Origin of the sequence: Actinomadura monticuli, assembly GCF_041463655.1 — a bacterium.
GTDB classification, from domain to species: domain Bacteria; phylum Actinomycetota; class Actinomycetes; order Streptosporangiales; family Streptosporangiaceae; genus Spirillospora; species Spirillospora monticuli.
Genome location: NZ_JAXCEI010000016.1, coordinates 1 through 12081, shown reverse-complemented (window position 1 = coordinate 12081; position 12081 = coordinate 1). Strand labels below are relative to the sequence as shown.

Here is a 12081-nt window from a genome sequence, read left to right as displayed (position 1 = left end):
ACCTTTGCCCGGTTCCGCGCGTCCATAATGTGAGCCGGGGCTTAAATCACCGTGGGTGGGAATCGGAGCGTACATGGGTCGGTCGTCGAGTCGGCATGCCCGGGACGGGGGCGGGGACGGTCCCTCCGGCGGGGCGCGGGGTCTCCCCCGCGCTCTGGCGCTGACGCTCGCGTCCGCGCTGGTCTGGGGCGTCGCCCACTTCGTCACCGGCCGCCGGGTCGCCGGCTCCCTGCTGCTCGCCCTGTACGTGGCGCTCGCCGCGGTGGCGGCGGCCGCCGTCACCGTGTACCGCTCCGACCTGCTGCACCTCGCCGTCCAGCCGGACGTGCTGCAGCGCCTGTCGGCCGCGCTGGTCGCGCTCGGCGTGCTGTGGGTCCTCGTGGTGATCCGCTCGTACCAGATCCTGCGGCCGCTGCGGATGTCGATCAGCGCGAGGGCGCTCGGCGCCGCCTCCGTCGCCGTGCTGTGCTTCGCGGTCGGCGTTCCGGTGGCGTGGTCGGCGCACAGCACCTACGTCTACCGGGACGCGCTGACCAGCATCTTCCGCACCGGCAGCGAGAACGGCAAGCACGTCGACACCGAGGACCCGTTCAACGGGCAGGCCCGCGTCAACATCCTGCTCCTCGGCGGCGACTCCGCCTCCGACCGCACCGGGGTGCGCACCGACAGCATGACGGTCGCCAGCGTCGACACCGAGACCGGCGACACGGTGCTGCTGAGCCTGCCGCGCAACCTGGAGCGCTTCCCGATGCCGCCGGGCCCGGCCCGCGACCGGTTCCCCTACGGCTTCACCGGCGACGGCCCGCTGAACCCGGGCCTGCTGAACGAGGTGTACGAGTACGCCGAGCAGCACCCGGACGTGGTGCCCGGAGTCCCGAAGAACCACCGCGGCCCCGAACTGCTGAAGGCCACCATCGCGGGCGTCCTCGGGCTGCGCGTCGACTACTACATCCTGGTCGACATGTTCGGCTTCGCCGACATCGTCGACGCCATGGGCGGCGTCAAGATCAAGGTCACCGAGCCGATCCCGTACGGGCTGCAGGGCGCCGTCCTGCAGCCCGGCTACCGGACCCTGAAGGGCAAGGAGGCCCTCTGGTACGGCCGGTCGCGCACCAACAGCAGCGACTACGTCCGGATGAGCCGGCAGAAGTGCCTGATGCGGGCGATCGCCGAGCAGGCCGACCCGCAGACCGTCCTCACCAGCTTCGACAAGCTCGCCGCCGCCGCCAAGCGGACCCTCGCCACCGACATCCCGCAGGAGCTGCTGCCCGCGCTGGTGAAGCTGTCCAACAAGGTCAAGAACGGCGCGGAGATCAGGAGCCTGCAGTTCGTGCCTCCGCTGATCTACACGGGCAACCCCGACTTCAAGCTGATCCGCAAGCTGGCGTCTGAGGCCGTCAACAGCGACCCGCGCGCGGTGAGCGCGCCCCCGAGCGGCGGCGCGAGCGGATCCCCGAGCGCCTCCCCGGACCCGACGCGCAGCGAGTCCCCCGGCGCGCCGGACGGGACGTCGTCCCCCAAGCCCGACACCAAGCCGGTGTCGCTGGAGGCCAGCTGCCCGTGACGGGGCGGGTCCGGCCGGGTGGATCATAGAGGGAGACGACCTCTGCGAAAGGGCGGGTGCGGGTGCCTCTGATCCAAGGCTGCGACGCCTACCTTGTGGCGATGCCGCGCGGCCGGCGGCCGGAGAGCGTGCTCGTCCGCGTCACCGGCGTCGACGCGGTCGGCTGGGGCGAGATGGCCGTCCCGGGCGGGGCGGCGGACCCGGGCGCGGCGTGGGCGGATCTCGAGACGCGGATGGCCCCCGCCCTCATCGGGCTCGACTGGGACCGGCCCGAGGACGTGTCCGCCGCTGCCGACCTCGGCGCCAGCGAGGCCGCCGCGGCCGTCGACACGGCCTGCTGGGACCTGTGGTGCCGGGCGCGGGGCCTGCCGCTCGCGCACGCGCTCGGGGGCACCCGCACGTCCATCGTGACGGGCGCGCGGATCAGCCCGGAACCGGCGCTCGACACGATCACGGCCCGCGTCAACAAGGTCGTTGGAGCGGGCCACACCCGCGTCACCCTGGACGTCCGCCCCGGCTGGGACGTCGAGCCGGTCCGGGCGATCAGGCAGGTGTACCCGGCGCTGGCGCTCGTCGCCGACGCGGGGCACGCCTACACCGAGTCGCCCGAGCACCTCGCGGCCCTGGAGGCGCTGGACGCCTACGGCCTGGCGGCGGTCGAGCGCCCGTTCCCGGCGGGCGACCTGGCCGCGCACGCCCGCCTCCAGTTGCGGGTGGGCACCGCCGTCGCCCCCGCCGTCGGCGACCTGGAGACCCTGGATGCCGCCCTGTCGCTGGACGCGGGCCGCGCCCTGCATCTGCGGCTGGACCTGCTCGGCGGGCTGACCGCGGCGCGCAGCGCCCACGACCTGGCGTACGCGGCGGGCTGGGACGTGTGGTGCAGCGGGACCGGCGCGTTCGGTATCGGGCAGGCCGCGGCGGTCGCGCTCGCCGCGCTGCCGGGCTGCACCCTGCCGAGCGACGTGTCCGACCCGGCGGGCGGGCCGGTGTTCGTGACGCCGCCCGTCCGCTCGTCCGGCGGCGTCGTCGGCGTCCCGCTCACCCAGCCGGGCCTCGGCCACGAGATCGACGACGAGCGCATCGAGCGGCTGGCGACCCGCCGGATGCGCCTGACGACGTGACGCCCGCCCCCGTGTGGGTGGTGGCGGGCCCGCCCGGCTCCGGCAAGTCGACCGTGGCCGGGCTGCTGCTGCGGCGGCTGCGTCCCGTCCCCGCGCTGCTGGACAAGGACACGATGTACGGGCCGTTCGTGGCGGCGACCCTCGCCGCGGCCTCCCGCGACCCGGGCGAGCGCGAGGGCGCCTGGTACGACGAGCACGTCAAGCGGTACGAGTACGCGGGCATGACCGCCACGGCCGGGGAGATCCGGGCGCACGGCTGCCCGGTGCTGCTGAGCGGGCCGTTCACCGGGCACATCAGGGACGCGTCCCGCTGGGCGGAGTGGACCGCGGAGCTGGGCGGGCCGCCCGTCCGGCTCGTCTGGATCCGGTCGGACGCCGGGACGCTCCGCCGCCGGCTGGAGGAGCGCGGCTCGCCTCGCGACACCGCCAAGCTGGCCGCGTTCGAGGCGTTCACGGCCCGGATGCGCCCGGACGAGCCGCCCCCGGTGCCGCACATCGCCCTGGACAACCGCGTCTCGGCGCCGGTGCCGCTCGAAGCCCAGCTGGACGCCCTGCTCGCATGAGCGTCCGGCGGAGGCCCGGCACGGGCCTCCGCCGGGACGTCGCGGGGTCAGCGGGACGGAGCGGCGGGCGGTTCTCCGGGGTCGGCGGGAGGCTGCCACGCGCCGTACGGCTGCGCATGCGGATCGGGCTGCGCGTATGGGCCGGGCTGCGCATGCGGGCCAGGCTGCGCGTATGGGTCAGACTGCGCGTATGAGCCGGGCTGCGCGTACGGGTCAGGCTGCCCGGGCTGCGCGTACGGGTCAGGCTGGCCGGGCTGCGCGTACGGGGCGGGCTGGCCGGGCTGCGCGTACGGGGCGGGCTGGCCGGGCTGCGCGTACGGATCAGGCTGCGCGTACGGGTGCTCGCCGAACTGCGGCTGGGGCGGCGGCAGGGCCGCGGGCCGCGGCGCCGGCGGGAGCGTCTCGGGCCGGCCGCGGGCGGCCCGCCGCTCCTGGTAGGCGTTCTTGAGGCGCCCGCCCACGCGCCGCCCCACGTCCTGCGCCTGCCGGGCCCGTTCGCCGGTCACCGCGCCGCGCAACCGTTCCGCGGACTGGCGGCCGACGTCCTGGATCTGCCGGGCGCGCTCGGACTCCACGGCGCGGCGCACCTGCTCGGCCTGCGCCAGGCGGAGGGCGTTGTCGCGGACGGCCTGTCCCGCGACCTGTCCGGCGGCCTGGGTGCCGTCCCAGGCGGCGCCGACGCCCTGCCGGGCGGCCTCGGCGGCGCGCCGGTACGCGCCGGCGCGGACCAGGGCGGTGCCCGCCACGACGTCGGCGAGCGTGCGGCGGCGGGCACCGACGAGAGCGGGCGCGCTGTTGGCCAGGAACACCGCCACGGCGGCCAGCCACATCACGAGGGCGAGGAAGAACAGGCCGTGCAGCAGCAGGATCCAGGCGGTGCAGTACAGGCCGGTGCCGCCCGCCGTGGTCATCAGGGAGCGGCGCAGCGCGCGGGACTTGGCCGACCTCACGTTGTCCACGCGCAGGTCGAGGGCGGCCTTGCCGACGGTCCTCCCGGCGAGGGCCTGACCGGCGAACTGGTGGAGGAACTCGATCAGGACGAGCAGGAGCAATGCCTGCTCGACAGCGGCGACGACGTCCCGCCACAGGCCCATGCCGAAGTCCTCCGCGGCCTTCTGGACGTCGCCGCCGGACAGCAGGAGCCCGCCGGTCGCCGACAGGGCGTCGCCCCATAAACCGTCCCCGAGGAGGCCGTTCAGCCGCCCCCAGGTCATCATGCCGAGGAGGACGGCGGCGCCGGCGAGCAGGGCGGTGTCGATGCCCCAGGCCGCGAGGCGCCGCCCGCGGGGCGGGGCGCCGGGCGGCTCCACGAGCGCGCCGGGCGGGGGCAGAGCGGGCGGGGGGACGGGCGGAGGACCGTACACGGGAGTCCCTCGGGTTCGCGCTGTGGTGTTGATCTAGCTCGGACCGTCAGGAGTGTAGGACGCGCGGTCCCCCGCCGCCACCGCTCCGCTCAGTAGGACTTGGGCAGGCCCAGCGAGTGCTGCGCGACGAAGTTGAGGATCATCTCGCGGCTGACCGGGGCGATGCGCATCAGCCGGACGACGCCGGCGAGCATGCCGACGCCGTACTCGGTGGTGAGGCCGTTGCCGCCGTGGGTCTGGATGGCCTGGTCGACGCAGTGGATCGCGGCCTCCGCGGTGGCGTACTTGGCCATGTTCGCGGCCTCGCCCGCACCCGTGTCGTCGCCCTCGTCGTACAGCCAGGCGGCCTTCTGCCCCATCAGCCGCGCCAGCTCCAGCTCGATCTTGGCGGCGGCGAGCGGGTGCGCGAGGCCCTGGTGCGCGCCGATGGGCGTCCTGAACACCTGCCGGTCGCGGGCGTAGGAGATGGCCTTGCCGAGAGCGAGGCGCCCGATTCCGGCGCCCATCGCGGACGCCATGATCCGCTCGGGGTTGAGGCCGGCGAACAGCTGCAGCAGGCCGCCGTCCTCGTCGCCGACGAGGGCGTCGTACGGCAGCCGGACGTCGTCGAGGTGGCAGATGAACTGCTTCTCCGGCGAAACGATCTCCATGTCGATGGGGGTGTGGGCGAAGCCGGGCGCGTCCGCCGGGACGATGAACAGCGACGGCCGCAGGTTGCCCTTCTGGTCCTCGGTTCGGGCGACGAACAGGACGGCGTCCGACTCGTCGACGCCCGAGATGAACGTCTTCTGCCCATTCAGCACCCAGCCGTCGCCGTCGCGGCGCGCGGTGGTGGTGATGCGGTGCGAGTTGGAGCCCGCGTCGGGCTCGGTGATCGCGAACGCCATCTTGACCGAGCCGTCCGCGAAGCGCGGCAGCCACCGCTCCCGCTGCTCCGCGGTGCCGGACCGGGCGATGATCGTCGCGCAGATCGCCGGGGACACGACCATCAGCAGCAGCGGGCATCCCGCGGCGGCCAGCTCCTCGCACACGGCGGCGAGGTCGCCGATGCCGCCGCCTCCGCCGCCGTACTCCTCGGGCACGTTGACGCCGAGGTAGCCGAGCCGCCCGGCCTCGGCCCACAGCTCGTCGGTCTTCTGCCCGGCCTTGGCCTTCTCCACGTAGTACGAGGCGCCGTACTTCGCGCCCAGCTCGGCGACGGCCGCGCGCAGTGCCCGCCGCTCCTCGGTCTCGACGAAGCTCATCCGGTGGTCCCTTCGATGACGGCGAGGACGGCGCCCGACTCGACCTGCTGCCCCGCGGCGACGTTGAGTTCCGCGACCGTCCCGGCGGACGGCGCGGCGATGCGGTGCTCCATCTTCATCGCCTCCAGGACGACGAGGGTCTGCCCCTCGGCGACGCCCGCGCCCGGTTCGGTCTCGACGCGGACGACGGTCCCTGGCATGGGGGCGAGGAGCGATCCGGGGGCGATCTGATCGCTCGGGTCGGCGAAGCGCGGGACGGCCGTGAGCGTCACCGGGCCGAGGCGGGAGTCGACGTGCACCGCGTCCCCGTCCACGGTGACGGCGAAGGTCTCGCGGAGGCCGCCGGCGTCGAGGACGACCCGGTCGGGCGTCGCGCCGATCAGCGACGTGCCGGGGCACAGCTCGGAGGCCAGGCCGTCCCGGCGCAGGTCGTAGTCGACGTCGATCGTCCCGTGGGGGCCGTCGAACGTCCGGCGCTGCGGCTGGGACCGGACGTTGCGCCATCCGGACGGCAGCCCGCGCTGCACCGTGGCGGCGGACCGGTCCGCCGCGGCCAGCGCGAGCGCGGCGGCCAGCGCGGACACGCGCACCGCGGCCTCGTCGGCCAGCGGCGCGGCCAGCGTGCCGAGGCCGACGCGGTCGAGGTAGCCGGTGTCGGTGCCGCCGTCCAGGAAGCCCGGCTCCTCCAGGATCCGGACGAGCAGGTCCCGGTTGGTGGTGAGGCCGTGGACGCGCGCGCCGCGCAGTGCGGCGGCGAGCCGGCGCGCGGCGCCGGCGCGGGTCGGCGCCCACGCGATGACCTTGGCGAGCATCGGGTCGTAGTGGACGCCGACCTCGGCGCCGCTCTCCACGCCGCTGTCGAGCCGCACCCCGTACGCCGCGGGGACGGCGAACTCGGCGTCCACGCCGGGCACCTCGAAGGTGCGCAGCGTGCCGCTGGCGGGGCGCCAGTCGCGCGCGGGGTCCTCGGCGTACAGCCGGACCTCGATGGCGTGGCCGCGCGGCTCGGGGACGCCTCCGTCCGGGAGGGCGCCGCCCTCGGCGTACTCGATCTGCATGCGGACGAGGTCCACCCCGTACACGCATTCGGTGACCGGATGCTCGACCTGCAGGCGGGTGTTGACCTCCAGGAAGTAGAACCGGCCGTCCGGCGCGAGCATGAACTCGACCGTCCCGGCGCCCACGTACTCGATGGCGCGGGCCGCGTTCTCGGCCGCCTCGCAGAGTTCGGCGCGCAGCGGGGGCCCGACGGCCGGTGACGGCGCCTCCTCCACGATCTTCTGGTGCCGCCGCTGGATCGAGCATTCGCGCTCGCCGAGCGCCCAGACGACGCCGTGCGCGTCCGCGATGATCTGCACCTCGATGTGGCGGGCGTCCTCCAGCAGCGGCTCGCAGAACACGGTCGGGTCGCCGAACGCCGACTCGGCCTCGCGGCGGGCGCCGGCGACGGCGTCCGGAAGCTCGGGCAGGGTCCGGACGATCCGCATGCCGCGTCCGCCGCCGCCCGCGGACGCCTTGACGAGCAGCGGCAGGTCGGCGGCGGTGACCCGGGCCGGGTCCAGTTCGGGCAGCACCGGGACCCCGGCGGCCGCCATGAGCTTCTTCGCCTCGATCTTGGAGCCCATCGCGGCGATCGCGGCGGGCGGCGGCCCGATCCAGGTGAGGCCGGCGTCGGCGACGGCCCGCGCGAACGCCGCGTTCTCCGACAGGAACCCGTAGCCGGGGTGGACGGCGTCGGCGCCGGCGCGGCGCGCCGCGTCCAGGACCTTCTCCACCGACAGGTACGTCTCGGCTGGGGACGCGCCGGGCAGCCGCACCGCCGCGTCCGCCTCCCGGACGTAGGGCGCGCCCGCGTCCGGGTCGGAGTGGACGGCGACCGTCCCGATGCCGAGGTCCCGGCAGGCCCGCAGGACGCGGCGGGCGATCTCGCCGCGGTTGGCGACCAGCACTCTTTTGATCATCTGCGCTCTCACATCCGGAAGACGCCGAAGCCGTCGGCTCCGCGCACGGGCGCGTTGTGGACGGCGGACAGGCACAGGCCGAGGACGGTGCGGGTGTCGCGCGGGTCGATCACGCCGTCGTCGTAGAGGCGCCCCGACAGGAAGAACGGCAGTGACTCGGCCTCGATCTGCGCCTCGACCATCTCCCGCATCGCGCGGTCCTGGTCCTCGTCGTAGGCCTGGCCGCGCGCCTCCGCCGCCTGCCGCGCCACGATCGACAGGACGCCGGCGAGCTGCTGCGGACCCATCACCGCCGACTTCGCGGACGGCCAGGTGAACAGGAACCGGGGGTCGTACGCGCGGCCGCACATGCCGTAGTTGCCCGCCCCGTACGAGGCGCCCATCACGATCGTAATGTGCGGGACCCGGCTGTTGGCCACCGCGTTGATCATCAGGGCGCCGTGCTTGATGATCCCGGCCTGCTCGTACTCCTTGCCGACCATGTAGCCGGTGGTGTTGTGCAGGAACAGCAGCGGGGTGTCGCTCTGGTTGGCGAGCTGGATGAACTGCGCCGCCTTCTGGGCCTCGTCCCCGAACAGGACGCCCTGCGCGTTGGCCAGCACCCCGATCGGGTAGCCGTGGACGCGCGTCCAGCCGGTGACGAGGCTCGTCCCGTAGAGGGGCTTGAACTCGTCGAACCGCGAACCGTCCGCGATCCGGGCGATGACCTCGCGCGGGTCGAACGGGACCTTCAGGTCCTCGGGGACGATCCCGGCCAGCTCCTCCGGGTCGTAGAGCGGTTCCTCGGCCTTCCCGGGGGCCGGGCCCAGCTTGCGGTGGTTGAGGTTCTTGACGATCTGGCGCCCGAGGCGGAGCGCGTCGGCCTCGTCCGCGGCCATGTAGTCGGCGAGGCCGGACGCGCGGGCGTGCATCTCCGCGCCGCCGAGCTCCTCGTCTCCGGCCTCCTCCCCCGTCGCCATCTTCACCAGCGGGGGCCCGCCGAGGAACACCTTCGCGCGCTCCTTGACCATGACGACGTAGTCGCACATGCCCGGGATGTACGCGCCGCCGGCCGTGGAGTTGCCGAACACCAGCGCGATCGTCGGGATGCCCGCCGCGGACAGCCGGGTGAGGTCCCGGAACATCCGCCCGCCCGGGATGAAGATCTCTTTCTGCGTCGGCAGGTCCGCGCCGCCCGACTCGACCAGGTTGATGAGCGGCAGCCGGTTCTCCAGCGCGATGTCGGACGCCCGGAAGCTCTTCTTCACCGTCCACGGGTTGCTGGACCCGCCCCGCACCGTCGGATCGTTCGCCACGATCACGCACTCGACGCCCTCGACGACGCCGATGCCGGTGACGACGCTCGCGCCCACGGGGAAGTCGCTGCCCCACGCGGCGAGGGGGCTCAGCTCCAGGAACGGCGAGTCGGGGTCGAGCAGCAGCTCGATGCGCTCCCGCGCCAGCATCTTGCCGCGCTTGCGGTGCCGCGCGACGTACTTCTCGCCGCCGCCCTCGAGGGCCTTCGCGTGCTCGGCGTCCAGCGCCGCCAGCTTCTCCAGCATGGCGGCGCGGCGTTCCCGGTACTCGGGGCTCCGCGCGTCCAGGGTGCTCTTCAGGGTCAAAGGACTGCCTCCGGGATGTCGACGAGGCGGGACCGCAGCCACTCCCCGAGGGCCTTGCCCTGCGGGTCGAACCGGGTCGAGGCCGATACGCCCTCCTGCAGCAGCCCTTCGACGACGAAGTTGACCGCGCGGAGGTTGGGCAGGACGTGCCGGTGGACGGTGTGCTCCCTGGTCTCGGGCATCAGCTCGTACAGCCGTCCGACGGTGAGGAAGGGCTCCAGCCAGCGCCACTGGGCGTCCGTCCGGGCCCAGACGCCGATGTTGGCGTCCCCGCCCTTGTCCCCGCTGCGCGCACCCGCCACGCGTCCGAGGGGGAGGCGGGCGCTCGGGCCAGGTGGGACGGGACGCGGGTCGTCCGCGGTCACGGGGGCGGCGGGCAGCGCGGCCGTGACCGGCGCGGGCGGGATGCGGGTGCGCGCGCCGCCGGCGGTGACGGCGACGTGGTCGACCGCCTCGTTCGCGACGTACGCGGGCGTGTACACCCCGTACGGTCCGCCCTTGCCAGGCGGGGACGTCATGGTGAAGCCCGGGTAGCCGGCCAGGGCCAGTTCCACCGCCGCGTCGCTGAAGGCGCGGCCGACCTTGTGCGGGTCCGGGTCGAGGACGGCGCACCGGAGCAGGGCCGTGGCCTCCCCCTGAGTGGCGGCGTCGGGCGCGGCCGTGCCGATGAGCGTCCACTCGACGCGGGCCGGCGCGGCGTCGCCGAACGCGGCCGCCATGTGGGCCTTGACCGACTCCGCCTTGGCCTCGACGCCGAGTCCGGTGAGGACGAAGGTCATCTCGTTGCGGTGGCCGCCGAGGTGGTTCAGGCACACCTTGGTGGCCGGGGGCGGCGGGGTCCCGCGGACACCGCTGATCCGCACGCGGTCGGGCCCGTCCTGCGCCAGCTCGATCGTGTCGAAGCGCGTGGTCACGTCGGGCCCGGCGTAGGACGGCCCCCCGATCTCGTACAGGAGCTGCGCCGTGACGGTCTCGGTGGTGACGGCGCCGCCCGTCCCGTCGTGCTTGGTGATCACGCTGGAGCCGTCGGCATGGATCTCGGCGATCGGGAAACCCGGGTCCTTTACATTGTAGATCTCTTCAAAGAAGGCGTAGTTGCCGCCGGTGGCCTGCGTCCCGCACTCCAGGACGTGCCCGGCGACGGTCGCGCCGGCCAGCGCGTCCCAGTCGTCCCGCGCCCAGCCGAAGTGCGCGGCGGCCGGGCCCACCACCAGCGAGGCGTCCGTGACGCGGCCGGTCACCACCACGTCGGCGCCGGCGCGCAGGCACTCGGCGATCCCCCAGGCGCCCAGGTAGGCGTTCGCGGTGAGCGGCGCGCCGTGGCGGGAGTCCGCCAGGCCGAGCTCCTTGGCCCGCCCCAGCAGGTCGTCGCCCTCCACGTGGGCGACCCGCACCTCGATGCCGAGCCGGGACGCCAGCTCGCGCAGCCGCTCCGCGAGCCCGCGCGGGTTGAGCCCGCCGGCGTTGGCGACGATCGCGGTGCCGTGCTCCACGGCGAGCCCGAGGGACTCCTCCATCTGCCGCAGGAAGGTGGCGGCGTATCCGGCGTCCGGGTCCTTCATCCTGCCGCGGCCCAGGATCAGCATCGTCAGCTCGGCGAGGTAGTCGCCGGTGAGGACGTCGAGCGGCCCGCCCTCCAGCATCTCCCGCACCGCCGAGAAGCGGTCGCCGTAGAAGCCCGAGGCGTTGCCGACCCGCAACGGTTGGCTCATGGCTGAACCCTGCCAGCCCGGACCGAAAAAATCAATCGCGCATGATTGTTTTCTGCGGGGGCCATTTGGTTCACTGGAGTATCCGTCGAGCCAAGGAATCCATGACCGCCCAGGCACTCCCCCGCGAACCGCAGCAGGACCGCAGCCGCGCCACCCGGCGCCGGCTCCTGGAGGCCGCCATCGACTGCCTCGCCTCCGTCGGCTGGGCGGGGACGACGGTCGCCGTGGTCGCCGAGCGCGCGGGCGTCTCCCGGGGCGCCGCCCAGCACCACTTCCGGACGCGGGAGGAGCTGGTGACCGCGGCGGTCGGGTACGGCTCGGAGGTGCGGATGGCCCAGATGCGCGAACGCCTCGCCGTCCGCGCCGGCCGCCGCCCGTCCACCCTGGACGTCGTCACGCTGCTCGGCGAGATGTACACGAGCCCGCTGTTCCGCGCCGCGCTGCAGCTCTGGGTCGCGGCCGCCTCCGACGAGCAGCTCCGCGCGCAGGTCGTGCCCCTGGAGACCCGCGTGGGACGCGAGGCGCACCGGCTCACCGTCGAGGCCCTCGGCGCGGACGAGCGCGTCCCCGGCGTCCGGGAGACCGTCCAGGCGACCCTCGACCTGGTCCGCGGCCTGGGGCTCGCCGATCTCCTCACCGACGACTCGGCCCGCCGCACCCGCCTCCTGAACCAGTGGGCCGCCACCCTCGACACGGCCCTCGCCGCGGCCCGCTGACGCCCCCCGCAACCGGCCGGGCGGATGCGCCGCCCACCTCCATCCCAGGTCCTTGTACAGGTGAAATGAGGAAGGGCCCCGCCGGTGTCGGCGGGGCCCTTTCTGCAATATGAGTCCGGCGGTGTCCTACTCTCCCACACAGTCTCCCATGCAGTACCATCGGCGCTGAAGGGCTTAACTTCCGGGTTCGGGATGGGACCGGGTGTTTCCCCTTCGCCAAAACCACCGAACGTCT

Annotated in this window: 9 protein-coding genes and 1 rRNA gene; 4 read left to right on the top strand and 6 right to left on the bottom strand. The window is 74.1% G+C overall.

Annotated features, from left to right (window positions below):
* Positions 1–73 precede the first annotated feature (73 nt).
* The 3 genes from SM611_RS29500 to SM611_RS29490 all read left to right on the top strand — a co-directional run bounded on the left by SM611_RS29500 (position 74) and on the right by SM611_RS29490 (position 3248).
* On the top strand, positions 74–1564 hold the full coding sequence (locus tag SM611_RS29500; protein WP_371953573.1) for an LCP family protein: 1491 nt from the start codon (positions 74–76) through the stop codon (positions 1562–1564).
* A 62-nt stretch (positions 1565–1626) separates the two neighbouring features.
* Positions 1627–2685: an enolase C-terminal domain-like protein gene (locus SM611_RS29495; RefSeq protein ID WP_371953572.1), complete on the top strand. Its 1059-nt coding sequence runs from the start codon at positions 1627–1629 to the stop codon at positions 2683–2685.
* The gene (locus SM611_RS29490; protein ID WP_371953571.1) at positions 2682–3248 is read left to right on the top strand and encodes a P-loop nucleotide/nucleoside kinase family protein; all 567 of its coding nucleotides are present in this window, start codon (positions 2682–2684) and stop codon (positions 3246–3248) included. Before SM611_RS29495 ends, SM611_RS29490 begins: the two co-directional genes overlap by 4 nt.
* Positions 3249–3295: 47 nt before the next feature.
* Here SM611_RS29490 and SM611_RS29485 read toward each other — a convergent pair whose 3' ends face one another.
* From SM611_RS29485 to SM611_RS29465, 5 genes are all read right to left on the bottom strand, one after another.
* Complete coding sequence (locus SM611_RS29485; RefSeq protein ID WP_371953570.1) at positions 3296–4612, bottom strand: RDD family protein; 1317 nt, start codon at positions 4610–4612, stop codon at positions 3296–3298.
* A gap of 89 nt (positions 4613–4701) precedes the next feature.
* Complete coding sequence (locus SM611_RS29480) at positions 4702–5856, bottom strand: acyl-CoA dehydrogenase family protein (RefSeq protein ID WP_371953569.1); 1155 nt, start codon at positions 5854–5856, stop codon at positions 4702–4704.
* Positions 5853–7817, bottom strand: a complete 1965-nt coding sequence (locus SM611_RS29475) for an acetyl/propionyl/methylcrotonyl-CoA carboxylase subunit alpha (RefSeq protein ID WP_371953568.1) — start codon at positions 7815–7817, stop codon at positions 5853–5855. The genes SM611_RS29480 and SM611_RS29475 overlap by 4 nt, the downstream gene beginning before the upstream one ends.
* A gap of 8 nt (positions 7818–7825) precedes the next feature.
* Positions 7826–9418 carry an acyl-CoA carboxylase subunit beta gene (locus SM611_RS29470; RefSeq protein ID WP_371953567.1) on the bottom strand — a complete coding sequence of 531 codons (1593 nt, stop codon included), beginning with the start codon at positions 9416–9418 and terminating at the stop codon, positions 7826–7828.
* On the bottom strand, positions 9415–11130 hold the full coding sequence (locus SM611_RS29465; protein WP_371953566.1) for an acyclic terpene utilization AtuA family protein: 1716 nt from the start codon (positions 11128–11130) through the stop codon (positions 9415–9417). Before SM611_RS29465 ends, SM611_RS29470 begins: the two co-directional genes overlap by 4 nt.
* Before the next feature lie 101 nt (positions 11131–11231).
* On the opposite strand from SM611_RS29465, the gene SM611_RS29460 reads away from it, so the two are divergent.
* On the top strand, positions 11232–11846 hold the full coding sequence (locus tag SM611_RS29460) for a TetR/AcrR family transcriptional regulator (protein WP_371953565.1): 615 nt from the start codon (positions 11232–11234) through the stop codon (positions 11844–11846).
* Positions 11847–11959: 113 nt separating this feature from the next.
* Here the strand turns inward: SM611_RS29460 and rrf are convergent.
* Positions 11960–12076 (bottom strand): 5S ribosomal RNA (gene rrf / locus SM611_RS29455).
* Positions 12077–12081: the final 5 nt, after the last annotated feature.

What these genes read in the sequence shown, in the direction of transcription:
- SM611_RS29500 (WP_371953573.1), top strand. Translation starts at nt 74, where the DNA reads ATGGGTCGGTCGTCGAGTCGGCATGCCCGGGACGGGGGCGGGGACGGT.
- SM611_RS29480 (WP_371953569.1), bottom strand. Translation starts at nt 5,856, where the DNA reads ATGAGCTTCGTCGAGACCGAGGAGCGGCGGGCACTGCGCGCGGCCGTC.
- SM611_RS29475 (WP_371953568.1), bottom strand. Translation starts at nt 7,817, where the DNA reads ATGATCAAAAGAGTGCTGGTCGCCAACCGCGGCGAGATCGCCCGCCGC.
- SM611_RS29465 (WP_371953566.1), bottom strand. Translation starts at nt 11,130, where the DNA reads ATGAGCCAACCGTTGCGGGTCGGCAACGCCTCGGGCTTCTACGGCGAC.
- SM611_RS29460 (WP_371953565.1), top strand. Translation starts at nt 11,232, where the DNA reads ATGACCGCCCAGGCACTCCCCCGCGAACCGCAGCAGGACCGCAGCCGC.